At 59.9% G+C, this 24,984-nt stretch carries 20 protein-coding genes and 2 pseudogenes; 7 read left to right on the forward strand and 15 right to left on the reverse strand.

Annotation, left to right across the window (positions count from 1 at the left end; translation table 11 throughout):
• Positions 1 to 59: 59 nt before the first annotated feature.
• From ccoS to ccoN, 8 genes are all read right to left on the reverse strand, one after another.
• Complete coding sequence (ccoS, locus tag RPF88_RS32970) at positions 60 to 215, reverse strand: cbb3-type cytochrome oxidase assembly protein CcoS (protein ID WP_013524995.1); 156 nt, start codon at positions 213 to 215, stop codon at positions 60 to 62.
• A gap of 5 nt (positions 216 to 220) precedes the next feature.
• A complete protein-coding gene (locus RPF88_RS32975; protein WP_337123968.1) occupies positions 221 to 2,500 on the reverse strand; it encodes a cation-translocating P-type ATPase in 2,280 nt (759 codons plus the stop codon).
• Positions 2,497 to 2,994 (reverse strand): FixH family protein, encoded by a 498-nt coding sequence (locus RPF88_RS32980; RefSeq protein WP_337123969.1) that lies wholly within the window; start codon positions 2,992 to 2,994, stop codon positions 2,497 to 2,499. Before RPF88_RS32980 ends, RPF88_RS32975 begins: the two co-directional genes overlap by 4 nt.
• Positions 2,991 to 4,556, reverse strand: a complete 1,566-nt coding sequence (gene ccoG, locus RPF88_RS32985) for a cytochrome c oxidase accessory protein CcoG (protein ID WP_013524998.1) — start codon at positions 4,554 to 4,556, stop codon at positions 2,991 to 2,993. The genes RPF88_RS32980 and ccoG overlap by 4 nt, the downstream gene beginning before the upstream one ends.
• A gap of 181 nt (positions 4,557 to 4,737) precedes the next feature.
• Positions 4,738 to 5,601 carry a cytochrome-c oxidase, cbb3-type subunit III gene (gene ccoP / locus RPF88_RS32990; RefSeq protein ID WP_013524999.1) on the reverse strand — a complete coding sequence of 288 codons (864 nt, stop codon included), beginning with the start codon at positions 5,599 to 5,601 and terminating at the stop codon, positions 4,738 to 4,740.
• 2 nt (positions 5,602 to 5,603) lie between these two features.
• Positions 5,604 to 5,753 carry a CcoQ/FixQ family Cbb3-type cytochrome c oxidase assembly chaperone gene (locus RPF88_RS32995; RefSeq protein ID WP_013525000.1) on the reverse strand — a complete coding sequence of 50 codons (150 nt, stop codon included), beginning with the start codon at positions 5,751 to 5,753 and terminating at the stop codon, positions 5,604 to 5,606.
• A gap of 13 nt (positions 5,754 to 5,766) precedes the next feature.
• A complete protein-coding gene (gene ccoO, locus RPF88_RS33000) occupies positions 5,767 to 6,498 on the reverse strand; it encodes a cytochrome-c oxidase, cbb3-type subunit II (RefSeq protein ID WP_013525001.1) in 732 nt (243 codons plus the stop codon).
• An 11-nt stretch (positions 6,499 to 6,509) separates the two neighbouring features.
• Positions 6,510 to 8,120, reverse strand: a complete 1,611-nt coding sequence (gene ccoN / locus RPF88_RS33005; protein ID WP_013525002.1) for a cytochrome-c oxidase, cbb3-type subunit I — start codon at positions 8,118 to 8,120, stop codon at positions 6,510 to 6,512.
• A 246-nt stretch (positions 8,121 to 8,366) separates the two neighbouring features.
• Here ccoN and RPF88_RS33010 point away from each other — a divergent pair, with 246 nt between their 5' ends.
• Positions 8,367 to 8,783 (forward strand): hemerythrin domain-containing protein, encoded by a 417-nt coding sequence (locus tag RPF88_RS33010; RefSeq protein ID WP_013525003.1) that lies wholly within the window; start codon positions 8,367 to 8,369, stop codon positions 8,781 to 8,783.
• A 52-nt stretch (positions 8,784 to 8,835) separates the two neighbouring features.
• On the opposite strand, the gene RPF88_RS33015 is transcribed toward RPF88_RS33010, so the two are convergent.
• Positions 8,836 to 9,564, reverse strand: a complete 729-nt coding sequence (locus RPF88_RS33015; RefSeq protein WP_164778319.1) for a Crp/Fnr family transcriptional regulator — start codon at positions 9,562 to 9,564, stop codon at positions 8,836 to 8,838.
• Between the two features lie 157 nt (positions 9,565 to 9,721).
• Between RPF88_RS33015 and hemN the strand changes: the two genes are divergently transcribed.
• From hemN to RPF88_RS33030, 3 genes are all read left to right on the forward strand, one after another.
• Positions 9,722 to 11,071 (forward strand): oxygen-independent coproporphyrinogen III oxidase, encoded by a 1,350-nt coding sequence (gene hemN, locus RPF88_RS33020; RefSeq protein WP_024505301.1) that lies wholly within the window; start codon positions 9,722 to 9,724, stop codon positions 11,069 to 11,071.
• 63 nt (positions 11,072 to 11,134) lie between these two features.
• Complete coding sequence (locus tag RPF88_RS33025; protein WP_337123970.1) at positions 11,135 to 11,917, forward strand: TadE/TadG family type IV pilus assembly protein; 783 nt, start codon at positions 11,135 to 11,137, stop codon at positions 11,915 to 11,917.
• A complete protein-coding gene (locus tag RPF88_RS33030; RefSeq protein ID WP_337123971.1) occupies positions 11,890 to 12,165 on the forward strand; it encodes a hypothetical protein in 276 nt (91 codons plus the stop codon). The genes RPF88_RS33025 and RPF88_RS33030 overlap by 28 nt, the downstream gene beginning before the upstream one ends.
• A 312-nt stretch (positions 12,166 to 12,477) precedes the next feature.
• On the opposite strand, the pseudogene RPF88_RS33035 reads toward RPF88_RS33030, so the two are convergent.
• The 5 genes and pseudogenes from RPF88_RS33035 to RPF88_RS33055 all read right to left on the reverse strand — a co-directional run.
• Positions 12,478 to 12,725, reverse strand: a pseudogene (locus tag RPF88_RS33035) (nucleotidyltransferase domain-containing protein); the annotation flags it as partial.
• Between the two features lie 286 nt (positions 12,726 to 13,011).
• Complete coding sequence (gene xth, locus RPF88_RS33040) at positions 13,012 to 13,797, reverse strand: exodeoxyribonuclease III (RefSeq protein ID WP_337123972.1); 786 nt, start codon at positions 13,795 to 13,797, stop codon at positions 13,012 to 13,014.
• Between the two features lie 20 nt (positions 13,798 to 13,817).
• Positions 13,818 to 13,985: a DUF3606 domain-containing protein gene (locus tag RPF88_RS33045; protein ID WP_081714477.1), complete on the reverse strand. Its 168-nt coding sequence runs from the start codon at positions 13,983 to 13,985 to the stop codon at positions 13,818 to 13,820.
• Positions 13,986 to 14,361: 376 nt separating this feature from the next.
• Positions 14,362 to 15,105, reverse strand: coding sequence for a hypothetical protein (locus RPF88_RS33050; RefSeq protein ID WP_337123973.1), 744 nt, complete (start codon positions 15,103 to 15,105; stop codon positions 14,362 to 14,364).
• Between the two features lie 465 nt (positions 15,106 to 15,570).
• Complete coding sequence (locus RPF88_RS33055; RefSeq protein ID WP_337123974.1) at positions 15,571 to 15,786, reverse strand: hypothetical protein; 216 nt, start codon at positions 15,784 to 15,786, stop codon at positions 15,571 to 15,573.
• A 113-nt stretch (positions 15,787 to 15,899) separates the two neighbouring features.
• Here RPF88_RS33055 and RPF88_RS33060 point away from each other — a divergent pair, with 113 nt between their 5' ends.
• On the forward strand, positions 15,900 to 16,607 hold the full coding sequence (locus RPF88_RS33060; protein WP_337123975.1) for an FkbM family methyltransferase: 708 nt from the start codon (positions 15,900 to 15,902) through the stop codon (positions 16,605 to 16,607).
• 53 nt (positions 16,608 to 16,660) lie between these two features.
• Here RPF88_RS33060 and RPF88_RS33065 read toward each other — a convergent pair whose 3' ends face one another.
• Positions 16,661 to 19,456 carry a glycosyltransferase family 25 protein gene (locus RPF88_RS33065; protein WP_337123976.1) on the reverse strand — a complete coding sequence of 932 codons (2,796 nt, stop codon included), beginning with the start codon at positions 19,454 to 19,456 and terminating at the stop codon, positions 16,661 to 16,663.
• A 1,079-nt stretch (positions 19,457 to 20,535) separates the two neighbouring features.
• Between RPF88_RS33065 and RPF88_RS33070 the strand changes: the two genes are divergently transcribed.
• Together RPF88_RS33070 and RPF88_RS33075 are read left to right on the forward strand one after the other, a co-directional pair.
• Entirely contained in the window at positions 20,536 to 20,850 is a 315-nt protein-coding gene (locus RPF88_RS33070; RefSeq protein WP_024505825.1) for a hypothetical protein, read from the forward strand.
• Between the two features lie 81 nt (positions 20,851 to 20,931).
• Positions 20,932 to 21,381, forward strand: a pseudogene (locus RPF88_RS33075) (DUF4347 domain-containing protein); the annotation flags it as partial.
• Between the last annotated feature and the right edge of the window lie 3,603 nt (positions 21,382 to 24,984).

A 24,984-nucleotide genomic window follows, 5' to 3' on the forward strand; every position in this document is an offset into this window, starting at 1 on the left:
CTGGCGCGTCATAGTCAAGGTGGAGACGGTCGTGGTCCGGTTATTTTGCCAGCACTTCGCTATCTGCCGATCTTGTCTTCCCGATCGATAAGGATCCGCTCGGCGGCGCCGTCGAGATCTTCGTACTGGCCACTCTTCAAAGCCCACAGGAACCCCCCCAGGCCAAGCGCGCCAAGAAAGAGGGCCACAGGTATGAGGTAGGCAAGGGTTGTCATGAGGATTAGGCCAATTTGGTGATATCGGAACGCCTGTCGCGCCGAACATTTTTCACCGGCGAACTTGGCCTGGAACTCTGCAGACGCAGCGCATTTCCGATCACGAGCAGCGATGAAGCGGACATGGCGATCGCTGCGATAAGAGGCGTGACGTGGCCCAGGATGGCGATCGGCACGGCGACGGCATTGTAGACGATCGCAATCGCGATGTTCTGGCGGATCAGGTGTCCCGCCTTGCGCGAGACATCCAGCGCGAGAGGCACAGCCAGAAGGCTTTCGCGCAGGAATACGAAGTCGGCCGCATAGCGGCCAATGTCGGCGGCGGTGGCCGGTGCGATCGAGACATGCGCCGCGCTCAGTGCAGGCGTGTCGTTGAGGCCGTCACCAACCATCAGAACCTTGTGTCCGTCTTTCGCCAGGGTCTCGATGCGCTCGACCTTGCCGGATGGCAACAGGCACGGAACGAAGTCCTCGATACCCAGCATCTCGGCGGCTTCACCGCAGGCACCCGCAGTATCGCCCGACAGCATCTGCACCGACACCCCGGCGTCGCTCAATAGCTTGATCGCCAAGCCGGCGTCGGCGCGCAGCGCATCCTCGAAATTGAAGGTCGCGACAATGAGCCCGTCTTTTGTCAGCACCGTTCCGCCATAGCCATGTTTGCCTTCACCACCGGTCCGGGCCTTCCATCCAGCCCATCCGCGTCGACCTAGCCGCCAAGTGCTTCCGGCGTCGGTGGCTTCGATGCCAAACCCTGGATGCTCGGTCACGGTATCGAATTTGTGCCGCGCGCCAGGAGCGGCAAAGCCGGCTATGGCCCTTGAAAACGGATGGCGGGAATGCGCGGCCATGTCTCCCGCGACTGCCAGCATGCCCGGATCCATCGAGCCCGCATTGACCAGCCGGGGCTGGCCGAGCGTGAGGGTCCCGGTCTTGTCGAACACTGCTGTATCAATCGTCGCCAGGCGCTCCATGGCCGAACCGTCCTTGACCATGATGCCGTTCTCGAACAGGCGCCGCGCGGCGACCACCTGCACGATCGGCACGGCGAGGCCGAGCGCGCACGGGCAGGTGATGATCAGAACGGCAATGGCGATGGTTGTCGCCCGGTGCCAGTCGCCCGTCGCCGCCATCCAGCCAAGGAAAGTCACGAAGGCGGTGAGATGAACCACCGGAGCATAGAGCGCTGAAACGCGATCGGCGATCCGGCGATAATGCGCGCGACCGCCCTCAGCGGCTTCCATGAGCCGAACCATTTCCGCCAGAAACGAATCTTTCGCGGCGGCTGTCGCCTCAATCGTCAGCGGGCCGGTCAGGTTGAGGACTCCAGCCTGTACGGCTTCGCCTGGCGCTACGCTTCGGGGCGTGCTCTCGCCCGAGACAAGCGAACAGTCCAGGTCCGACGTCCCTCGAGAGACCTTGCCGTCGACGGGTATCCTTTCACCGGCTGCGATCAACAGCAGCATGCCGGGTTCGATCTCGCCAACCGGCAGATAGTCGCGTGCGCCGTCGCCGCGCAGCACCATGGCGCCACGTACGGCCAACTGGGACAGGCCTTTCACGGCGGTCCGGGCACGTTCGCGCATCACGTGATCCAACGTGCGGCCGATCAACAGGAAGAACAGCAGCGACACCGACGCATCGAAATAGGCGTGGTCGCCATGGTTGATCGTCTCGTAGAGGCTCATGGCGTAGGCGAGGGACACCCCGACCGCGATCGGCACGTCCATGTTCATGCGGCCGTGACGCAGCGCGTTCCAGGCCGAGCGGAAGAAGATGCCGCCCGCGAAGGCAAGTGCCGGGATCGCGATCAGCGCCGAGAGCCAATGAAACAGGTCCCGCGTTGCGCCTTCGGCGCCAGACCAGACCGACACTGAAAGCAGCATGATGTTGCCCGCCGCAAAGCCGGCGACAGCAACGGCGCGGATCAGCTCCGAAAGCGTTTTGTCCTTGTTGTCGACCTCGGGGTCGAACAGATGCGCCTCGTAGCCTAGCCGTCCCAGCGCGGCGACGAACGGTGGCACCTGGTTTCCACGCCAGCGGACCGCGACCCGCTTCGTCGACAGGTTGACCCGAGTGCTCTCCACTTGATCGAGCATTCCCAATGCCGTCTCGATCGCCTCGATGCAGGCCGCGCAATGAACCGTGGGGACTGAAAGATCGGTCTGGCGGAGATCATCGCCGAGCGATCGGCTCGCCAGCCTGATCTCCTGGCTGGACGGCAGGACCGATCCGGTGCTGACCAGATCAAGCGCCATTTCGGCGCCCGGTGCACAACAACTCATTGCAGCGCTCCATTGGAAATCATGATCCTGCGGACGTCGCGATACGGCTTTTCCAGACCGGCGTCGGCGTCGACTTCCACAATCCAGACGCCGTCCTTCGGCATGTGCTGGGCTGCGAATTCCTGGTCCGAGTCGGGCGCGAGGATGACCGACTTGTCCTCTTTCTCGTAGGCGGGATGGCGAAACAGCACCTTGACGCCATGCAAGGGAACCGGCTTGCCGGCGGCGTCGGTGAGGCCATAGCGAACTTCGCCCCATGCGATGGTCAGCCTGCCGGTCCAGCCAAGGGCTGCTTGCGCGCGACCCTCCTCGGCCTTCTTGTTGAATTGCTGGCTCGCCACATAGGTGTTCTCGACGACAAGGCCGGTCCAACTGGTGTTGGCGAGCGTGGCCATCGTCAGATTGACCGCGATGACCACGCCGAAGAAGGCAAGGATGGTGAACAGCATGTGCCTGCCGGTGAATTCGCGGGTTTTTTCAGCGTTAGCGGTCATCTGGCGATCTCCGGCGCGTTGAAGGTGGCGGTGTATTCGTCCGCCTCGAAGCTCGACTTGTCCTCGACACGGAACGTGAAGGTTTGCGCTGCGCCACGGATTTGGTCGGCCGGCTGGCGCACGAAGACCTTCAGCATTTTCAGGCGATCGGGCTCGACCGGGATGGCAAAGGAGCGGCCCGCCTTGATGTCGTCTCCGACCACGCTCATTTCGCCTCCTTGCAAGCCCTGCATGGTGACAACAATGATCCGCGGCTCGGGGATCATGTTGAGCAGTTTGACGGTGTAGCCGTTGCGGATGGAGCCGTCGGACAACGTTACGAATTGCGGATTGCGGTCGTGCAGCACATTGACTTGGAGCCTGTCGCGCGTCAGCAGCGAATAGAGCAGACCCAGGCCGATTAGCGACCACAGACCCATGTAGACGTAGGTGCGTGGCCGGAAGATCTTGCTGACATGGAAATGCGCCACCTTGTCGGAGAACAGGCCATCAGCGGTCCTGACCAGCGACGGGTTGACTGAACTGGAGCCGCCCGCGGTCGCCAGCATCATGTTGGCGTTGTAATCGGAGAGCGTTGCGTAGGAAATCAGTCCGCGTTCCCTGCCGAGCTTGCCCATGACGCCGTCGCAGGCGTCGATGCAAAGCGCGCAGGTGATGCATTCGAGCTGCTGGCCGTCGCGAATGTCGATCCCCATCGGGCAGACCGCGACACAGGCATTGCAGTCGACGCAGTCGCCGACCGACTGTCCCGCGGCTTGCACCTTCTTGGCATGACGCGAACGCGGTTCGCCGCGCCAGTCATTGTAGGTGACGGTGAGCGAACTTTCGTCGAGCATGGCCGCCTGGATGCGTGGCCATGGACACATGTAGGTGCAGACCTGTTCGCGCATCAGCCCGCCGAACGTATAGGTCGTGGCCGTCAGCACGGCGACGGTGATGTAGGCAACGGGTGCCGCGGTGCCGGTGAAGAGTTCGCCAACCAGCGTCGGCGCATCGGCAAAATAGAAGATCCAGGCGCCGCCCGTCGCCGCCCCTATGCCCAGCCAGATGGCGTGTTTCGATGCCCGCAGCGCAAGCTTGCGGGCGGTCCATGGGCCGGCATCGAGTTTCATGCGTGCGTTGCGATCACCCTCGATGGCGCGCTCGACGACCAGAAACAGATCGACCCATACAGTCTGCGGACATGTATAGCCGCACCAGGCGCGACCGATAGTCGACGTGATCAGGAAAAGACCGACGCCGGCCATGATCAGAAGGCCGGCCACATAGTAGAATTCCTGCGGCCAGATCTCGATGAAGAAGAAGTAGAAGCGCCGGTTGGCGAGATCGAGCAGCACGGCCTGGTCCGGGGCGAACGGGCCGCGGTCCCATCGCAACCACGGTGTCAGGTAGTAGATACCGAGTGTGATCGCCATCACCAGCCACTTGAACCGACGAAAGTTCCCTGTTGCCCGTTTCGGGAATATCTTCTTGCGCGCGGCATACATCGGCTGGCGCACCTTGGCGGAATTGACCGCTTCGGCTTCGAGCCGCTCTACCTGCGTATTGTCCAGCACATGCATCTCCACTCGCGCAGGCGACAATCTGCCCATGCCCAGGCTGCCAGCGTAGGCAAGTCTTGGCGCGGGGCGGGGGCAGGCGCGTTGATGCAAGTCAATTGCCGGTGCCGAATACAGGTCGAGGCCCGGCATGGCCGGGCCTCGTCGCTTGGCTGGCGAAGGGCCGGGAACAGGTCCCCGCTTCCTATTCCCCACCACCAAGCGAATGGATGTAGACGGCGAGCTCCTTGACCTTGGTCTCGCCCAGGCGTGCGCCCCAGGCTGGCATGACGCCCTGTTTTGGCGCACGGACCTGGGTGGCGATGGCTGTCTCACCGGATCCATAGAGCCAGATCGCATCGGTCAGATCGGGGGCGCCCAGCTCCTTGTTGCCCTTTGCATTGTCGCCATGACAGGCCACGCAATTTTCAGCAAAGACCTTGGCGCCGGGCTCGACGAGGCCGGCATGCTGGACCTTTCCCGACAGGCTGGCGACATAGGTGCCGACCTGAGCGATCTGGTCAGCGGTTATGATGTCGCCAAAGGCAGGCATTTCCGACAGGCGCGTGTCCGGATCGGACGCGAAGCGGATGCCGTGCGTAATCGTCTGCTGGATCTGCTCGGCCTTGCCGCCCCACAGCCAGTCGTCGTCGTTGAGATTGGGAAAGCCCTTGGAACCTTGGGCGCCGGAGCCATGGCATTGTACGCAATTGACCTTGAAGGCGGCACCACCGGCCGCGATTGCGAATTCGCGCAGGCCATCGTCCGCGGCGATCTCCGAGACGCTCTTGGACGCCACCGCCGAGATGTATTTGCCCTTGGCGGCTTCAGCCGCAGTCAGCTCGTTCCTGACTTCGTTGCGGCTGGAATAGCCGAGCAAACCCTTCGTCGCCGAGTGCAGCAGGGGCCATGCCGGATAGGCGATGGTGTAGCCGATGGCCCAGACAATGGTGATGTAAAACGTGATGACCCACCATCTGGGAAGCGGGTTGTTCAGTTCCCGGATGCCATCCCATTCGTGGCCGGTGGTCGAGACGCCGGAGATTTCATCGATATGCTCGTCGCTCATGATCACTCGTCCTCAAGGGGAATCCGGGCAGCTTCGTCGGCCAGCTTGCGGCTGCCGGGGCGGAGCGCGAAGGCAGTCGCGCCGACAAAGAAAAGCGCCATGGCGACCAGGCCCCAGCTGTCGGCAAACTCTCGCATCAAATTGTAATCCATGGGTAGAACTCCCTCAGCGATAGCCCGCGGCTTCGTCGTAGTTCTTGAAATCGACCAGCGTGCCGAGCATCTGGAGATAAGCGACAAGGGCATCCATTTCGGTGACCTGTTGCGGGTTGCCGTCGAAGTCGCCGATCTTGGCTTTGGGGTAGCGGGCTTCGAGGCCGGACGTGTCGGCGTTGGGATCGGCTTGCGCCATCAGGTCGGCATTGGCGCGGGCGATCATGTCATCGCTGTAGGGGACACCGACACGCCTGTTGGCAACCAGATGCGTCGAGAAGTCCTCCACCTCGATCGGCGTGTCTTTGAGGAACGCGTAGCTCGGCATGATCGATTCCGGCACCACCGAACGCGGATCCGTGAGATGCTCGACATGCCACAGATTCGAGTAGCGGTCGCCAACTCTGGCGAGGTCCGGCCCGGTACGCTTCGATCCCCACTGGAAAGGATGATCGTACATCGACTCGGCAGCCAGGCTGTAGTGACCGTAGCGCTCGACTTCGTCGCGGAACGGCCTGATCATCTGGCTGTGGCAGAGGTAGCAGCCCTCGCGCACATAGATGTTGCGCCCGACAAGTTCGAGCGGCGAATAGGGGCGCATGCCTTCCACCTTCTCGATCGTGTTGTCGAGATAGAAGAGCGGTGCGATCTCGACGATGCCGCCGACGGTCACCACAAGAAGAGAGCCAACGAGAAGAAGCGTGGCGTTCTTCTCGATGAGTGCGTGTCTGTCCATCAAGCCCATTGTCTGGCTCCTTATTCGGCAGGCTGAAGGGCGGGAACAGAGCCGGGCATCGGCTCCTCCTCGCGCTGGTATCCGAGGATGGTCATGGCGATGTTCCAGGCCATGATCAGGGCGCCGGAGAGATACATTGCCCCGCCAATGGCGCGCATGAGATAGTAGGGATGCATGGCGGCCACGGTTTCGGCGAAGGAATAGACCAGGAAACCCTGCTCGTCGTATTCACGCCACATCAGGCCCTGCATGACGCCGGAAACCCACATGACGGCGGCGTAGACGACGATCCCCAGGGTCGCCAGCCAGAAGTGCCAGGTGACGAGCCTCAGCGAGTAGAGCCGCTCACGGTTCCAGAGCTTCGGCACCATGAAGTAGATTGCGCCGAACGAGATCATGCCGACCCAGCCGAGCGCACCGGAGTGCACGTGGCCAATGGTCCAGTCGGTGTAATGCGACAGCGAGTTGACCGTCTTGATCGACATCATCGGACCTTCGAAGGTCGACATGCCGTAGAAGGCGATGGCCATCACCATCATACGGATGATGGGGTCTGTGCGCAGCTTGTCCCAGGCGCCGGACAGCGTCATCAGGCCGTTGATCATGCCACCCCATGACGGCATCCACAGCATGATCGAGAACACCATGCCGAGCGTCTGCGCCCAATCGGGCAGGGCGGTGTAGTGCAGGTGATGCGGCCCGGCCCAGATGTAGAGAAAGATGATCGCCCAGAAATGGATGATCGACAGCCGATAGGAATAGACCGGCCGGTTCGCCTGCTTGGGCACGAAGTAATACATCATGCCGAGGAAGCCGGCAGTGAGGAAGAAGCCGACGGCGTTGTGGCCATACCACCATTGCGTCAGGGCGTCCTGGACCCCGGAAAAGGCGGAGTAACTCTTTGAGCCCAGGAACGAGGCCGGCATCGACAGGTTGTTGATCACATGCAGCATCGCGATGGTCACGATGAAGGAGAGGTAAAACCAGTTGGCGACGTAGATGTGCGGTTCCTTGCGCTTGAAGATCGTGCCGAGGAACAAGATGAGATAGGCGACCCAGACGATGGTCAGCCAGATGTCCACGTACCATTCGGGTTCGGCGTATTCCCGGCTCTCGGTGATGCCGAGCAGATAGCCGGTCGCGGCCATGACAATGAAAAGCTGGTAACCCCAGAACACGAACCAGGCGAGATCGCCGCCGAACAGGCGCGCGCGACAGGTGCGTTGCACGACGTACAATGACGTGCAAAGCAATGCGTTGCCGCCGAATGCGAAGACCACTCCGGACGTATGCAGCGGCCGCAAACGGCCGAAGTTGAACCAGGGCTGGATGTTGAGATCGGGGTAGGCAAGCTGCAGCGCGATGACCACGCCGACAAGCATGCCGACGACACCCCAGAACATGGTGGCGATGGCGCCGTAGCGGATTGGACCATCCATGTAAGCGGATGGGTCAATCGGAGCGGCCACCTCGAAATTCGTGTTGCGGATGAGGATGGCGACAAAACCAAGCAACACAAAAAACAGCACCCACATATGCTGTCGAAAGGGCTGGTCCACGCCGAAGCCCGCGGCCACCAGGGCTGCAAATGTGAAAAGGCTCAAAACGAAGATTTGCGTGCCGAACTTCATGAGCTATCCCCGACCTCGGATTCCGATGCGCGGACGCCAATCCGCATAGACACCAATTCAGCAGTCGCGTTGTCGCCGCCTTGATCCATGTCAAAGCCCAGCCCCTTCTGAGTGGGCAGCGTGGTCTTGCACTCGGAGGCCGCCCTTGAGCCGGAAGAAGGGGCTGGGATCGTCGCTGTTCGAAGCAGGCGATGAAAATCCCGCACCGACTGATCGATCCAGCAGGGAAGTGGTCCAGCCGCGGTGATGAAGCGCGCGCACAGGGAAAAGCTGCAGCTCTGCGACGCCCTGGAAAGAATGGCGGGCGCCTTGCCCGGCGTCGATCGCCTGGAGTGTCTCGGCGCGGCCAACGCGATCGTTCCGCTGCTGCGCAACATTGATCAATACGAAGAGACGGTCATCTTTCCCGCCTACGAGGATGCCGTGGTCAGCAGCAATGCGAACCTTGCCTCAACCCGGCGATTGCGGGCCGAACATATGGAAGACGAATGCGTTGGCGGTGAGGTGACCGAAATTCTGCTGGCCATCGGTCATGGCGAGGCGGTCGAAAACCCCGAAGCCCTCGGGTTCATGTTGCGCGGCCTGTTCGAGAATCTGCGCCGGCACATCGTGTTTGAACGCGAGCATGTCCTGCCGATGATCGGGATCGTCGATCGAGACTAGAGTTGACGCAATTCCGGACGGAAAACTGTTTCAGCCTTTTCCTGGAATTACTCTAGGCTCCGGAGCGGCTCGCCAACCGGGCAAGGCTGTCCACAGTCACATGGCGGTTGTTGTCGATCCGGATCACGCCGTCTGTCCGCAGCCGGGTCAACTGGCGGCTCACCGTCTCGATTGTCAGGCCGAGGAAATCGGCGATGTCGGCACGTGTGAGAGGCAGTTCGAAGCTCGTCGGATTGGTGTTTGGATCGAGCGTGGGATCGATGTTTCTGGCAATCATCAGCAGAAAGCTCGCCACTTTTTCCGCAGCGGTCTTGCGTCCCAGCGTGACCATCCAGTCGCGTGCATCGTCGAGTTCGTTCAGCGTCTGCTTGAGCAGGCGGTGCTCGAGATCCGGCGACTCCCTCATCATCCTTTCGACGGAAGCCCTTGGAAACGAACACAGGGAGACGGCCGTTGCCGCTTCCGCGTGGATCACGCTTTCCACCTTGAACGGCCGTCCCAGAAAATCGGGGGCAAACTGAAGCGCGACAATCTGCTGGCGCCCGTCCGAAAGGCTCTTCGTCAGCTTCACGACGCCGGAAAGCACGTTGGAATAGCTGTCGACGGTTTCGGCGTCGCCCATCAGTTCTGACCCCGGTTCAACGGTGTGCTTTGACGAGGTCTTGGCGAGCCCGACCAATTGATCGGGATCAAGGGCACCGCAAATGCCGCGATGCCTTGCCTCGCAGGATTGGCAAAGCACGGGAATACCGGCACTATGAACATCCTGACGCACTGTCATCACGATCGTCCGAGGATCCAGGGTATCGGCAAGATAAGCATCGGCCATTGAAAAAGCCTTGTGGCAGTTTGTCCGGTGCAAAGGCTTTGACCGAAATCAAGGTATCGGCGTGCCGTTGCGGTCATTTTCCGGGCCATGCAACCACAGGAATGGCGAGATGCGACCGGAACTAGCTGCCAGACTTGGCGAGAACGTGCCGCGCTACACGAGCTATCCGACCGCGCCGCATTTCCATCCGGGGGTCGATGCCACTATCTGTCGAGGCTGGCTGGAGGCGCTGGAGAACGGCGACGAGATTTCACTCTATCTGCATATTCCCTACTGCGACAGACTCTGCTGGTTCTGTGCCTGCCACACCAAGCAAACACGTCACTATGAGCCGGTAACTGCCTATCTCCGCTCGTTGCACGCCGAGATCGCCACCGTTGCCCGTATTGTCGGCGGCAAGGCTGGCGTGCGCGCCGTCCACTTCGGTGGCGGCTCTCCGACGATGCTGAAGTCCGAGGACATGGTGGTGCTGGGGAAAGCATTGCGGTCCAGCTTCGATTTCCTTCCGGACGCCAAGATCAGCGTCGAAATCGATCCCAATGATATGGACGACGCCCGTCTTGATGCGCTGGCCGAGATCGGCATGACCCGGGCGAGCCTCGGCGTCCAGGACTTTGACCTGAAGGTACAAAAGGCAATTAACCGCGAGCAAAGCTTTTTGCAGACCAAAGCGGTCATCGATGGCGTTCGTTCGCGCGGCGTCGAATCGGTCAATCTGGACCTGCTCTACGGCTTGCCGCACCAGACCAGGGAGAGCGTCTCCTCAACCGTCGCGCAGGCACTGACCCTGGAACCGGATCGGATGGCGTTGTTTGGCTACGCGCATGTACCCTGGTTCAAGAAGCATCAGACGATGATCGACGAGGCATGGTTGCCTGGTCCGGCACAGCGCCTTGCTCAATCACAACTGGCCGCGTGTCTTATGCTGAACGCGGGGTATGAGCCCGTCGGCTTCGACCATTTCGCCAAGCCCAACGATGCGTTGGCTGTAGCGGCCCGAACCGGCTGCTTGCGCCGGAATTTCCAAGGCTATACCGAGGATCGCTGCGAAACCTTGATCGGCCTCGGCCCATCGTCCATCAGTCAATTTCGCCAAGGCTATGTGCAGAATATGCCATCGAACACGGAGTATGGACGCATGGTCTCAGACGGTGGGCTGGCGGCTGTCCGCGGCATCGCGCTTTCCGACGACGACCGCGTCCGCGGCTGGATCATCGAGAGGCTGATGTGTGATTTCGCCTTCTCAGCCATCGAGCTGGTGGAGCGTTTTGGCAAAGCCGGCCAGAGGCTTCTGCTGAAGGCAAGTTCCACGGCCCTTCATGATCCGGCGCGGTTGCTTGAACTTGATGGTGACCGCTTCGTCGTGCCGGCGGAAAGCCGGCCCTTTGTCAGAAGCATCGCAGCGAAGTTCGACAAATATCTTGAAACCGGCAAAGCCAGGCACTCGGTGGCGGTCTGAGCCGCTCAGAAATGCTCCCACGTCTGAATTGTAGACCGGTTCGCGCGTTCCCATGACGGTTCGATGGCCCCATTGTTTGTTTTCATGCTGGCGCCCATCATCACCGCCATCGGGTTCTCGGTCGACTATACCAGGGCGGTCCAGACCCGGTCCAACGAGCAGCAGGCGCTGGATGCCGCGGTCCTATCGATCACCGGTATGGACACAACCTCAACGTTGGCGCAGCGCCAGACTATGCTGCAGAATACCTTCATCGCCAACCATGGCCTGGGTACCCCGACACTGAACAGCTTTGTGGTTTCCGCCAATGGCACCGCCACCGCGCAGGCCATGGCAAGTTACTCCATGCCCACCGTGTTCATGCAGATCGCCAGGATCAACACGGTGCCGGTCGCCGTTGGGTCGGCGGCGAGCAAGACGCCGGCCCTGGTGCAGACTACCTTCAAGGTTTCCAAGGTGTCGGGCTGGTGGAACAAGACGATGACGCTCTACGGCACGACATTTGGAGCGACGGTGGCCAAGCCGCTGATGTCGATCGAGTATACCTATAACGGCTTCGGTGATCCGAAAGGCTACGGCACAACGAATGTGTACACAATCACCAACAACGGCGGGGCCGACATCAAGACGCTTGTCCAGTCGCAAGTTTGCACCACCGCCAGCGTGAGCACCTTCACGGGTCTGACTGCAGACGCGATACTCCAGACCAGCGGCACCAAGAAATATTCAACCACTTGCCTCAACACCATGTACCCAGCCAACAGCGCCGGCGCGTCGATCGACGTCAGCCAGATGCTGGCCTCTCCCTGCAGATGTACGTGCCATCGGGCAACCCGAAGTACCTAAAGTCGGATGATCCGACCACCTCCAACCGACTCTACAGCGGCGTGGACGCGAACAACCTGACCGAGACCCCGACTGGGCAGAAGGTCGACATCTTCACCATCGTGCCTTGTGGTGTAACCAGCTATCAAGCCTGGGAGGACGGCGGCACAACCGTGCCGACGCCGTCTTCAAATGCCGACTTCTTCTACAGCGTCACCGGCAAGTGCGACTTCAACAAGCGCCCCTCGATAACGGCCCTGACACAGTAGGAGGTGCATCTCTGTGCCCTTTCCTTGTCCCTTCCTCCCTGTGAAAAAGCGGCCGAGCGAGGCTCGGTCAGATGGGAGGTGATCCAGCCGCTCTGAGGGCTGCTCGTACATTACCGGTTTCAGCCAAAACTGGCGGCCCGCAGCACTCGCGCGCAGGGCGACAAAAAACACCGGAGGTTTCGTCTGATGGCCTTCCTGTTGCTGTTTTGGGGAAACACCCCTTTGCCGGCCGCTACGCGGGAACCGGCGACATGCCGATTTCTAAGGCGATGGAGGAGTACCGCTTTCCGTACGGGGCGAACGCCGCCGCGGCAGTTTGCGATTGTTCACCACCACCAGCAGATCGAAATCCGAACGATAGCCCTTCCTGGTATGCGGCTCGTCGACCCAGTCGCCACGCGCATAGGACCCAAAAGTATGATCTTGAGGATGCGCCCACGCCTTTTGAAGTCGGCCGTCCCGCCCTTGAGGGCATCCTCAAACTCCTCGAGAAGGAGTTTGACCGTCTTTCTCAGCTCGCGCTGTTTTGGTGGCGGGAGGTTGTCGATGCTGGATTTCATAAACAAAGGTCGGTCGACCATTGCGTACATAGCCGAGACAAGCCTCGAATCTACAGACTGACGCGTTTGCCCGCGTGAAGCAACGTGGTCAGTTCCCACGCATTCGATGCTGTCGTTCCCAAGTACCTGCTCGTGCGGATCGTATGGAGATCCAAACACAATATTCCGCTCGGTGGCAAAAGTAATGCGCGACGCCACGTGGTCCGAAGAATGACTACAAATGTCGGACAAAGGGGGCGAAGTCTGGAGCAGCCAGCACCGTCTGAATCGGACGGCATTTCAAGTCTCAACTCGGGCTATCAAGTTCTATCCATGCAGGCGCATGATCGCTCGGCTTCTCCCATCCTCGCGTCTCTGCATCCACCCCCGCATTGCGAAGCCGGGACGACAACGAGGGACTGACCAGCAGATGGTCCATTCGCAGGCCAGAACTCCTGTCGTAACCGCCCCCATAGGAGTGATTCCAATAAGTGTAGACACCCTTGTCCGGATGGATGCGCCTGAGCGCATCGGTCCAGCCGTCCTCAAGCATATCGGCATAGGATTGGCGACTCTCGGGAAAGTAAACCGCATCGCCAATCCATCGTCGCGGCACCACGGCATCAATCGGAGTTGGGACGACATTATAGTCGCCGCACAGCACGGTCGGCGCGCCCTCTTGGAGAAGAGCTCGGCCGTAGCGCATCAGACGGTCGAACCAGCGCAGCTTGTAGTCAAACTTGTGACCAGGCGCGGGATTTCCGTTTGGCAGGTAAAGACAGCCGACAACTAGCCCGCCGATCTCCGCCTCGATATAGCGGCTATGGCTGTCGTCAGGGTCGCCGGGAAGCCCGCGTCGGCGCTCGATCGGGTCTACTCCGCGAGCCAGGATAGCGACGCCGTTGTAGGATTTCTCGCCGTGCCAGATCGCGCGGTATCCCGTCTCGCGGATCGCCCCAATTGGAAACTTCTCGTCAGACGTTTTCAGTTCCTGCAGGCAGACGATGTCGTAATTCGTAGTCGTCAGCCACCTAAGGAGCACGGGCAGCCGGCCATTAACGCCGTTCACATTGAAGGTGGCTAAGCGGATCATTTGCGCACGCGAACGGTGGTCTATTCTTTCAGCTTGTCCTCAATCTTCTTGCGGCTGTTGCCCACCGATTTCACGTCAGCCTTCCTCGCGCCGGTCTTGCCCGCCTCGTATTTAACTTCATTATCCTGCCCGCCAGCAACCTTCGCGCGGTCCTCATTGTGTCCACGGGTTGTTCCAGTACTGGCCATTTCGTCCTCCAAAGGATTGCCATTCCAGACCCGATAACGCCGCCAGACTCTTCCGGTTCAATCTGTCGACTACCGCTTTGAACCGAATTCCACGCACACGATTGAATCGAGCCATGAATTCGAGTTCGACAAGTTGATGGGTATCGCGCTCAGGTCGCGATTCCGGCCCATGTTGCATGTCGCGCGGCCTGACCAGTCCTGCCAGAGCTCACGATGGCGGACTCGGCGCCGAAAAGCGCCGCGAGCCGAGATGCCATATCATAACGCCAATGTGCGTGTGAGCCCGCGAGCAAGGAAACGACCGACATGTCTTTGACCGGACACGGTCATCGAGCGCAGGCTAAGCCGGTCCGTCGCCTACCGGCCTAAGCGCTCTTCACTTGGCCCGCTGTTGAACGTGCAGCAGATCACGCAGGCGGATCGGCAATCTGGGCGAAGCGCGCAATTCGACACAACTCGCCTCCCAGTGTCCGAGGTACTCGGCGATCGGCATGCTGGTGCGGCCAGGCCAGCGGTTGAGTGCCCCCAAAGCCTCTACGCAGTCCGGCGCGCGGCCGTATTCGGCGAGGATGGTCAGCGACATTGCCTGGGCGAACGGATTAAGAGCGGGCATTTCGATCTCGCCGCGGTGGTCGGCGAACCACGCAGCGGCGTCGCGCGTGAGCCCCTGGCTTTCAGCGAGCGCTGCATAACGATCGATGATGTCCTGGCGGTACCGGGCGATGGCATCGCCGAAGGCATTGTCGCCGGCGAAGGGCGGCGCCTCCTTCCAGCTTTTCGCCAGACGTGCGAGCCCACGCAGCGAGTGGGCCTCCACCATGGTCTCCTCGATCCATTGGCAAGGCGGCGCCGGCCTGGCGTCCGGTTGCCAGCTGTTGCAGAGCACATGGCCGAGTTCGTGCCCGAACTGGTAGGCGAGCTTCGACCAGTCACGCTCGCCGATATCGACGATGATCCAGGCCATACTGCTGCCGTCCGGATGCAGCCAGATTGCCGGCGTGCCGGAAGTGTGCTCGTCGACACGCAGGCGCGTCGGCTGGCGGTCGGACAGCAGGCGGACGCCGTCGAGGCATGCATGCCGCATGCGTTCGACGACCTGATCAGCGGCTCCCTCAAGCATGTGGCCCCAGTCGCCGGCAAGCTCGATGGGGGCGGTTAGGAGGTTTGGTTGCGAGCTAGCTGAGGAAGGTGGGGAAGACATGACCCCGTAGCCTGTGCTCCAACCGCCCGAGGGTGTCAACGCCACTGGTGTGAGGCTGCCGGCCACTGAACCTGCAAGCAAATTTAGGAGATCTCGTCGCAGCAACTTCGAAACTCGACCATGTTGCCCTGCAAGGAGAAAAATAGGAAGTCCAGCTTGTTCTGCCATCGGCCGAGGTCTAAGCGTAGACCCCTTGAGAGTTGAACTACTCGGAAGCGGCTAGGGGACTCGAGGGTGGGCGAGGCGATCTTTTCCAAAACGTATGTTGGCGATGCTTTATCAAGCTGGCAGGTCGTCCACGAAATGTCGAGTCATATCGTTGGCGGAGCTTTGGTCGTTCGCGACAGTGACCGCCGTGACTGGCATCTTCTAGGACTTCACGATTCAGCTTTTCTGTTTCGAATGGTTCGGATGAGGTGCGTCCTCAGATTCTTCCCCACGACCACCACAAACTTCTATATCCATCACTATGGTTCTTTGGATGTTGCCGAAATTGCACTCGACGGCACCATAATAAACAGGGGTATCAGTCACACCATTTCGATCAACGCTCATCCAGATGACACGATCGAGATCGATGTGAGCTTTTTGAGTTGCCACGGGTCTCTCTCAATAGGCTGCTCCGACAATGGTCGTCCCGTCTACGCCGGCACTGGACTCGAACAGTTTGCACTCTTGAGCGTTCTGTTGAAACGTTTGATGCATACCCGGAGTTGTCTCGCACGCCGGCAGAGGAGCGGATCACCCTCGTCGATGTTGGCGGCCAAGGAGGGCTACAGCTCAAGTGGATGCTGCGAGCCGATCATATTACGCCCGTCGTGTTCGAACCCTTGTCGTCGGAAGCGACGGTGATACGACAAACCCTCGATCGAATTCCGGGCGCGCAAGTGGTGGAAAAGGCGCTGGCAAACACTTCTGGCCCCCAAAAGCTGTATATTACTGCCGGATCATACTGCTCGTCTTTGCGAGAGCCAAACTTTGAGATCCTGCAGAACTACTCAGTAGCCCGTGTCTTCAACGTTGTCAGCATGCAAGAGGTCGAATGTGTTCGATATGACGAATTGTTCCGCGCAAGCGCGGTTCCGTCACCGGATGTTATAAAAATAGACGTCCAAGGTCTTGAATACGAAGTTCTGCTTGGTTTCGGCCACCTTCTGGAATCCTGTTTGGCTATCGAGCTGGAAACGCATGTTGTTCCGATATATCGAGGACAAAAGCTGATTGGTGACATAGTCAACATTCTGGGCGATTTCGGTTTCGCCCTACGCCAGCTTAATCAAGTACCGCACTTCGATGGCGATGCAGTCGAGTTTGATGCCCTTTTTACGAAGAGGCGCGACAAGGTTGCAACTCTTTCTGATCTAGAAAAGCGAAAATTTGCTGTAATCATTCAGGCGTTAGGAATTCTTCCGTACCCGTGAGGCCATGAATAGAACGACCGTTCGCCAGCGATCGAGGTAGAGTCCTTCAAAGCTCACCCCTGATCCGTCGCCACTCGATCTGAAGGTTGCTCATCGTCTAGAATAACGAGTGGCGGCATGCAAAGAAAAGCTTGCATCGAGCCGTATGCCGCACACATCGCGCAGTCAATGCCCGTGTCGTCAAGGACGACGCCAGTTCCAGGAAACGGGATAAGTCTGCTGCGGAGCGGCAGACACTTTTCCAGAAGTATCCGCGCACCCCTTGGTGTGATTGTGTATGCCTGAAGCCCAAACGAATGCTCTACCTTGATAAGGAATCTGGAGAATTTATCGGACTGGAACAAGGCAGTTCTATTAGTATATTGACGATCGTAGAATTCCATTTTGGCTTTTGAGAAACCAAGGTCCAGCCAGAGAAAGGATGGGTCAAAAATATAGCCCCACTGTATGATATCCCAATCTGCCCGTGCTTGAGATATAATACTGGTGGATTCCTCCGTGAATCGAAACGATGACCGAATATCGTCTTCGAAAATAGTTATTGTCTTGTTTTCTGAAGCCGACAGCTGCCACAAGCTGATATGGGATAGAGCGCACCCCAACGTGCCCGGGGGATACGGACAATCACTGGTAATCAGACCTTCCTTGATGAGCGCCTCCCTGTCGAGAGAAGTGCCGTCAACGGCTGATACGCGAACGGTATTGTGCAATAAATGCCAGTTGTTACTTTGGTACCTGCTCCAGCGCTCGACGCTGCGGTCTAGGTTTATCAGGTGAATTTTCGGGGAACCCGTCGGCTCGACAGGCCGGGCTGGCATCGTCCCGGAGACAGAGGGTGTGGCGGCAGTGAATGCGGAGGTATCGCCCGCACCATGCAACAGCGCTCGAGCCCGCTCGATGCCATCACTCACATGGTATTGGCCATCGCCAAAGGTGATGTAGCCATAGACTTGTCGGTTATCCATATACTGGACGATTCCGGCCTTCCTGGCGCTGGCAGCAAAGACAACGTACTCGTACCGCGATGTGCCGTCCTCGTATGTCAGTTCGGTCAGCACGTCAGCCCGGACAAGATATGTGCAATGCACGAGCGGCACCTCGATGGCGCCGCGCACGTGGCGGTTGAGCACCCAACCATACTGATCGCACTGCAAATAATACCCGTTGGCATCGATCTCGGCATGAAAGTTCGAATAATATTGGCCCGGCGAGATAGAGCGAAGCAGAGGCGCGACGATTGGCAAATCAAGCGCGACAAGTTCTCGCAGCGTGGCCGATCGCACGAAATTGTCGACGTCGGCCACGAAATAGAAATCGCAGCCGTGCTCGAGCGTTTTCCGCAGACTTATGTTGCGGATTCGGCCAAGCACCCTGAAGCGCGTCTCATTCCATTCGTGCTCGCCAAACTGCTCAACACGATCGACGACGTCCGAGGCGTCGATTTCGACCGCCGCATAGAGGTGACCCACGCGCTCTACCCATTCGCGCAGTATATGCTCGGTCCTGTCGGTATTGTTGTTTGTCCTGATGTATAGGACGATCGATGCCTTCGGGTAGTCGAGCGCCTCGATGCACTCGAGGTGAAGCGGCAGTGCCGGTTCCTTCTGCTTTGCCAGGATTGCAATCAGGATGCGCGGTGAACCCTTCAGGCGCGACCGCAGCGAACGCTGCCGGATAAGCTTGTGCTGATCGATCAAGCTCTCTGTCCCGAACGCCCCGAGATTCGACGGTTCATGCACCGGAAGCTTGTCAGTGGCGAAACGCGCGTTGGCCACCACGCGCTTCGCCATTTCCGCCGGCAATTTTTCGCTGGCGAGCAATTTCAGACAGGCGTCGAGTGAATCCCGGTAAGCGCCTGTCCAGTAGGCATTGACGGCAAATTCGTCGAGCAATCCGTAATCGTAGACCCAAGGCTGTATGAAAAGTCCGGGGGGTTGCGCAAGGTCGAGCCCTCGACGCGCAAATTCCGCTCCCTCCGCGTTCCGGCCCTGGGTGCGGCAATAGAGGCTCGCGGCGTGAAGAGCTTCAGCGCGGGCGGGAACGGCCTGCGTCGCACGCTCAAAGATTGCAACGACCTCGTCGAATGGCCGTCCCAGCGCTGCCATGAGATTGCCCGCTTCGAGCAGGCTGACATAGATTTCCTCGTCCCAGAAGCCCAGCTCGGCGCGCTTCAGATAGTTTGCCAGCGATTTTTCACGTTCTCCGGAATCCCTATAGCTCTGCGCCAGATAAAAGGTGTATCGCGAAATAAGGAACGGGTCGGTCTCCGTAGCAAGCGCGCTTTCAAGAACCGTCGCGTCGTCCTGGTACTTTCGCGGGTTTTGACTGCGTGCTCCGCCACGCCCCGTCGCCACGCGAAAACCCTTGGCGGTCTCGCGTGTGAGATGGCCGGGAGGGGCCTCGAGATATTCGTGCAGCACGCCCTTGAAGGAGAAGGGAAGCCGGTTGCGGCAAATCTGCGGGCGATAAAACGAAATGCCCCCATGGGACACCTCGACGTCGTAGAGATCGTGTTCCATGTTCGACTTGAACGCGATCGGATCGAAGTCAGCGTCTTGGACCACGACGTCGTCGGCGTCGATGATCATGGCGTAGTCGACCGTCTCGACTTCACGCAGGCGGTCAAGGGCAAAGGTACGGTTGTACGCAAAGTCCCGCCAAGGCTCGTCGATGACTGTGCCTTTGACATTGTGAAGGGTCAGGAAGGTACGGATGACGTCCTGCGTGCCGTCCTCGGAACCCGTGTCGATGACGAGCACGTAGTCAACGAGAGGAAGGGCGCTGGCGAGGCATTGCAAGATGACCTTTGCCTCGTTCTTGACGATCATGCACAGGCCGATGGTGCTCATGCTAATCCCTTGGCGGAGCGACGTTCGTTACACGCTGCTGGAAATTGTTGAAGGGAATTCCTGCGCCTTTGTCCGGCTTTATATCTCATGCATCACCCCGCCGCCTTGGCCATTTGCATGACCTTTGTTGCAAAGAACGATTGCCCCTTCACAGCCAAGTGCTGCCCTCAACCCGTCCATTGTTTAGCCAGCGCTTTCCGTCGCAGCAAGGGTCTTGCGGTCGCTCGGGACCAGAGGGTTAAGAACAGAATTTCCCGTCGACCCAATCGCTGAGGCGCAAATTCCGCCGCGACATCGAGGGTTCGACGCGAACCAGAGGGCACCCTTAAGCCTCGGATTTTTCGATGCGTTCGGCCCATGCGCGCCATTTGATGTCGACCGAAAGTAGTTACTCATGGTCCACAATTAATAAATTGTTAACTTGGTTATTTACAAGTTGCTAATTTTAGATTTTACTAATGTCTTGTGTTGAGAGGGTTCCCGCGAACCGGGCAGAGGGCCTGTTGGGCTGCGTCTGCGAAGCCAGGAGAGTGTCTGGAGCAAGTCACTTCGTGCGTGAGGGCGTGGCAAGTGTGTGGTGACGTGCAAGAGAAGACGTTGTACGGCCTTGAACTCAAGGCCGGCGTTTTCCCAAATCTGATGTTCCCCCCGCAAGCAGTTGGTTCCCTCGTTAGTCGTCGTCGAGAAATCGGCGACACGCGTGACGGGAGTGACCGTGGTTGGGGTGATACCGTGTACGAGTCGATGGGGCCGTGACGCAGGCTTAGGCGTAGAACAACGCCTGAATTACCCGCAGTTGGCCAACAGCACGGATTACCCAGCGATTGATGGGTATTCCTCGGTGTCCTTTGGACGCCTCACTCACCTGGGCGAAGACAACTGGGGCGCCATCCGATCGAGCGGCACGAAGAGGCTGCCAAGCCTTGCGCACCCGTCTCTTAGACCTGCCCGCAATGCGGCAATGCGCGCGACCGGCCTCACCGGGCGCCCGCGCTCTGCAGCCATTGAACCAGCGATTGAAATCTAAGGTACGACCAAGAGAAGCTGCGGCCCGGCCGCCGGCGACCAAGGAGAAGATGATGAGCTTCACGGCAGGATTTGCGGCTATGGAAGTCACCGTTCGAGGCATTTTGCCGATCGGCGACACGATTGAAAATGTAAATTATTTCATTCTGGACACGGCCAAGAGCGCTATTGTCGGTCAGGTCGTTCTTCCCAGAGCCGCCAAGCGAAGCCTCGCTGTCGCCCTCACCGTCAAAGTCCCAAGCACCGCCGGCTCGCTTGCCATTGGGACGTTTGATGAAGGCGGGAACTTCCAGGTCGCCAACTTCCTCCGCGTGGAGACGCCAGTCGTGGAACGTCCCCACGGCGCCGTCGGGCCGTCCGGGAGGTAAATCTCTTTGGTCGCAGCACTTGCCGGCTAGGCCAGTGAGTGGCTGCCGGTGAATTGAGTTCGAAGCCAACAGGAGCCAGTCATGGCCCGTGCCTCTGAAGTTCTTTTTGTCGATCCTTCAGTTTCCGACCTCCAGGCGATTCTCGGCAGCGTGCGACCCGAGGTTCAAGCGATTGTGCTCAACGGCCGCCGACCGGCGGCGCGGCAGATCGCTGCCGCGCTCGCAGGGCACGCAGGGCTCGATGCGGTGCACGTTATCGCACATGGTGGGTCTGGGCGTGTCGGCTTCACAGCAGGGGAGTGGTCATCAACTACATTGCAGGAAGAGGCCGAGGATCTTGCCGCAATCGGCCGTGCGCTTGCCAAGGACGGCGAGCTGCGGCTGTGGAGCTGCGAAACGGCATCGGGGGATACGGGGGAAGCCTTCATAGAGGCGCTGGAAGAGGCAGTAGGCGCGGACGTTCTCGCGTCCGGGTCGCTGATTGGCGCGGCCGCCCTGGGCGGCTCCTGGGAGATATCCTCACGCGTAGGCTCGTCCACGCCCTTGCCTCCAATGACTTCGGCTGGCGTGGCCAGCTACTCGGGGGTGCTTGCGGCTGATCTCACACTCAGTGGGGACATAACTGCCGGCGGCAGCTCTTCGGCTGTTAACACGTATTATGTAGTGGATACTCACGTGGCTCCGCCGACTAATCCGGCTCTTAATCGTGCGGATGATACAGTCGTTGGTAGCTTTCAGCTACCATCTGCAAACCAGGGCGGTTTAATAAATGACTTTTCTGCGACCATAACGATCCCCAACACTACTGATATTTATTTCGTTTATGACAGCAATTTCAAATTATACGGCACGCTTTCCCCGGTTGTAGGAGGTTATAGTTTTACACCCGTGCTTGCTAATAATGGCGATAATGGCAATTTCTTTGATACCGCTTCTTTTATCGCCACCACAGGTCAAGTAGGCGCGACCGGACCCGCCGGAGCGACCGGCGCGACCGGCGCCACGGGTGCGGGCTCGACAGGTGCCACGGGCGCGACCGGTGCCACCGGCTCTACTGGAGCAACCGGCTCGACTGGCTCGACTGGAGCAACAGGCTCTACTGGTGCGACCGGATCGACCGGAGCAACCGGCTCGACCGGCGCCACAGGAGCAACCGGTGATACCGGTGCAACAGGCTCTACAGGTTCGACCGGAGCAACCGGCTCGACCGGCGCCACAGGTGCAACCGGTGATACCGGAGCAACTGGCTCGACCGGATCGACAGGTTCGACCGGCTCTACTGGGGCAACAGGTTCGACCGGATCGACTGGAGCAACAGGCTCTACTGGAGCAACCGGCTCGACCGGTGATACCGGAGCAACAGGCTCGACTGGCTCGACTGGAGCAACAGGTTCGACAGGTTCGACCGGAGCAACCGGCTCGACGGGCGCCACAGGTGCAACCGGTGATACCGGAGCAACAGGCTCGACTGGCTCGACTGGAGCAACAGGCTCTACAGGTTCGACAGGTTCGACCGGCGCCACAGGTGCAACCGGTAATACCGGAGCAACTGGCTCGACCGGATCGACTGGAGCAACCGGCTCTACTGGAGCAACCGGCTCGACCGGTGATACCGGAGCAACTGGCTCGACAGGTTCGACCGGAGCAACCGGCTCGACCGGCGCCACAGGTGCAACCGGTGATACCGGAGCAACTGGCTCGACAGGTTCGACCGGCTCTACTGGGGCAACAGGTTCGACCGGATCGACTGGAGCAACCGGCTCTACTGGAGCAACCGGCTCGACCGGTGATACCGGAGCAACTGGCTCGACAGGTTCGACTGGAGCAACAGGTTCGACTGGAGCGACCGGTTCGACCGGCGCCACAGGTGCAACCGGTAATACCGGAGCAACTGGCTCGACCGGATCGACTGGAGCAACCGGCTCTACTGGAGCAACCGGCTCGACCGGTGATACCGGAGCAACTGGCTCGACAGGTTCGACTGGAGCAACAGGTTCGACTGGAGCGACCGGAGCAACCGGCGCCACAGGTTCAACCGGTAATACCGGAGCAACTGGCTCGACCGGATCGACAGGTTCGACCGGCTCTACTGGGGCAACAGGTTCGACCGGATCGACTGGAGCAACAGGCTCTACTGGAGCAACCGGCTCGACCGGTGATACCGGAGCAACTGGCTCGACAGGTTCGACTGGAGCAACAGGTTCGACTGGGGCGACCGGTTCGACCGGCGCCACAGGTGCAACCGGTGATACCGGAGCAACTGGCTCGACCGGATCGACAGGTTCGACCGGCTCTACTGGGGCAACAGGTTCGACCGGATCGACCGGAGCAACCGGCTCGACCGGATCGACAGGTTCGACCGGCTCTACTGGGGCAACAGGTTCGACCGGATCGACTGGAGCAACCGGTGATACCGGAGCAACAGGCTCTACTGGTTCGACCGGAGCAACCGGCTCTACCGGCGCCACAGGTGCAACCGGTAATACCGGAGCAACTGGCTCGACCGGATCGACAGGTTCGACCGGCTCTACTGGGGCAACAGGTTCGACCGGATCGACTGGAGCAACAGGCTCTACTGGAGCAACCGGCTCGACCGGTGATACCGGAGCAACTGGCTCGACAGGTTCGACTGGAGCAACAGGTTCGACTGGAGCGACCGGAGCAACCGGCGCCACAGGTTCAACCGGTAATACCGGAGCAACTGGCTCGACCGGATCGACAGGTTCGACCGGCTCTACTGGGGCAACAGGTTCGACCGGATCGACTGGAGCAACAGGCTCTACTGGAGCAACCGGCTCGACCGGTGATACCGGAGCAACTGGCTCGACAGGTTCGACTGGAGCAACAGGTTCGACTGGGGCGACCGGTTCGACCGGCGCCACAGGTGCAACCGGTGATACCGGAGCAACTGGCTCGACCGGATCGACAGGTTCGACCGGCTCTACTGGGGCAACAGGTTCGACCGGATCGACCGGAGCAACCGGCTCGACCGGATCGACAGGTTCGACCGGCTCTACTGGAGCAACAGGCTCTACTGGTTCGACCGGAGCAACCGGCTCGACCGGCGCCACAGGAGCAACCGGTGATACCGGAGCAACAGGCTCTACTGGTTCGACCGGAGCAACCGGCTCTACCGGCGCCACAGGTGCAACCGGTAATACCGGAGCAACCGGCTCGACCGGATCGACAGGTTCGACCGGCTCTACTGGGGCAACAGGTTCGACCGGATCGACTGGAGCAACAGGCTCTACTGGAGCAACCGGCTCGACCGGTGATACCGGAGCAACTGGTTCGACTGGAGCAACAGGTTCGACTGGCGCAACCGGCTCTACCGGCGCCACAGGTGCAACCGGTAATACCGGAGCAACTGGCTCGACCGGATCGACAGGTTCGACCGGCTCTACTGGGGCAACAGGTTCGACCGGATCGACTGGAGCAACAGGCTCTACAGGTTCGACAGGTGCAACCGGTGATACCGGAGCAACTGGCTCGACCGGATCGACAGGTTCGACCGGCTCTACTGGGGCAACAGGTTCGACCGGAGCAACCGGCTCGACCGGCGCCACAGGAGCAACCGGTGATACCGGAGCAACTGGCTCGACCGGATCAACAGGTTCGACCGGCTCTACTGGGGCAACAGGTTCGACTGGATCGACCGGAGCAACCGGCTCGACCGGCGCCACAGGAGCAACCGGTGATACCGGAGCAACAGGCTCTACTGGTTCGACCGGCTCTACTGGGGCAACAGGTTCGACCGGATCGACCGGAGCAACCGGCTCGACCGGCGCCACAGGTGCAACCGGTGATACCGGAGCAACTGGCTCGACCGGATCGACAGGTTCGACCGGCTCTACAGGTTCGACCGGTTCGACTGGAGCAACAGGCTCTACAGGTTCGACTGGCTCGACCGGAGCCACCGGTTCGACAGGTCCGACAGGTGCGACTGGCTCGGGCGGCGGGACCGGTGACCGCGACCATGGCAACAACGGTGGCGGCAACGATCCTGATGGAAGCGACAGCAGCAACCCAGGCAAGGGGCATGGCAATGACGGGTCCGACAACGATGGTTCGCCAGGTAACGGCAACCACGCCAAGGTCTCGGCCGATACGATCGGACTCAAGGACTCCAAGCAG

It is taken from the genome of Mesorhizobium sp. ISC11 (genome assembly GCF_037162595.1).
Lineage (GTDB): Bacteria > Pseudomonadota > Alphaproteobacteria > Rhizobiales > Rhizobiaceae > Mesorhizobium > Mesorhizobium ciceri.

Bases quoted from the DNA above. Each gene is read 5' to 3' on its own strand.
- RPF88_RS33045 (WP_081714477.1), bottom strand. From the start codon at position 13,985: ATGGCCAGTACTGGAACAACCCGTGGACACAATGAGGACCGCGCGAAG.
- ccoS (WP_013524995.1), bottom strand. From the start codon at position 215: ATGACAACCCTTGCCTACCTCATACCTGTGGCCCTCTTTCTTGGCGCG.
- RPF88_RS33070 (WP_024505825.1), top strand. From the start codon at position 20,536: ATGAGCTTCACGGCAGGATTTGCGGCTATGGAAGTCACCGTTCGAGGC.
- ccoP (WP_013524999.1), bottom strand. From the start codon at position 5,601: ATGAGCGACGAGCATATCGATGAAATCTCCGGCGTCTCGACCACCGGC.
- ccoG (WP_013524998.1), bottom strand. From the start codon at position 4,556: ATGCATGTGCTGGACAATACGCAGGTAGAGCGGCTCGAAGCCGAAGCG.
- RPF88_RS33010 (WP_013525003.1), top strand. From the start codon at position 8,367: ATGAAGCGCGCGCACAGGGAAAAGCTGCAGCTCTGCGACGCCCTGGAA.
- ccoN (WP_013525002.1), bottom strand. From the start codon at position 8,120: ATGAAGTTCGGCACGCAAATCTTCGTTTTGAGCCTTTTCACATTTGCA.
- xth (WP_337123972.1), bottom strand. From the start codon at position 13,797: ATGATCCGCTTAGCCACCTTCAATGTGAACGGCGTTAATGGCCGGCTG.
- RPF88_RS33050 (WP_337123973.1), bottom strand. From the start codon at position 15,105: ATGCTTGAGGGAGCCGCTGATCAGGTCGTCGAACGCATGCGGCATGCA.
- RPF88_RS32975 (WP_337123968.1), bottom strand. From the start codon at position 2,500: ATGAGTTGTTGTGCACCGGGCGCCGAAATGGCGCTTGATCTGGTCAGC.
- ccoO (WP_013525001.1), bottom strand. From the start codon at position 6,498: ATGGGCTTGATGGACAGACACGCACTCATCGAGAAGAACGCCACGCTT.
- hemN (WP_024505301.1), top strand. From the start codon at position 9,722: ATGCGACCGGAACTAGCTGCCAGACTTGGCGAGAACGTGCCGCGCTAC.
- RPF88_RS32980 (WP_337123969.1), bottom strand. From the start codon at position 2,994: ATGACCGCTAACGCTGAAAAAACCCGCGAATTCACCGGCAGGCACATG.
- RPF88_RS33025 (WP_337123970.1), top strand. From the start codon at position 11,135: ATGGCCCCATTGTTTGTTTTCATGCTGGCGCCCATCATCACCGCCATC.
- RPF88_RS32995 (WP_013525000.1), bottom strand. From the start codon at position 5,753: ATGGATTACAATTTGATGCGAGAGTTTGCCGACAGCTGGGGCCTGGTC.
- RPF88_RS33015 (WP_164778319.1), bottom strand. From the start codon at position 9,564: ATGACAGTGCGTCAGGATGTTCATAGTGCCGGTATTCCCGTGCTTTGC.
- RPF88_RS33065 (WP_337123976.1), bottom strand. From the start codon at position 19,456: ATGAGCACCATCGGCCTGTGCATGATCGTCAAGAACGAGGCAAAGGTC.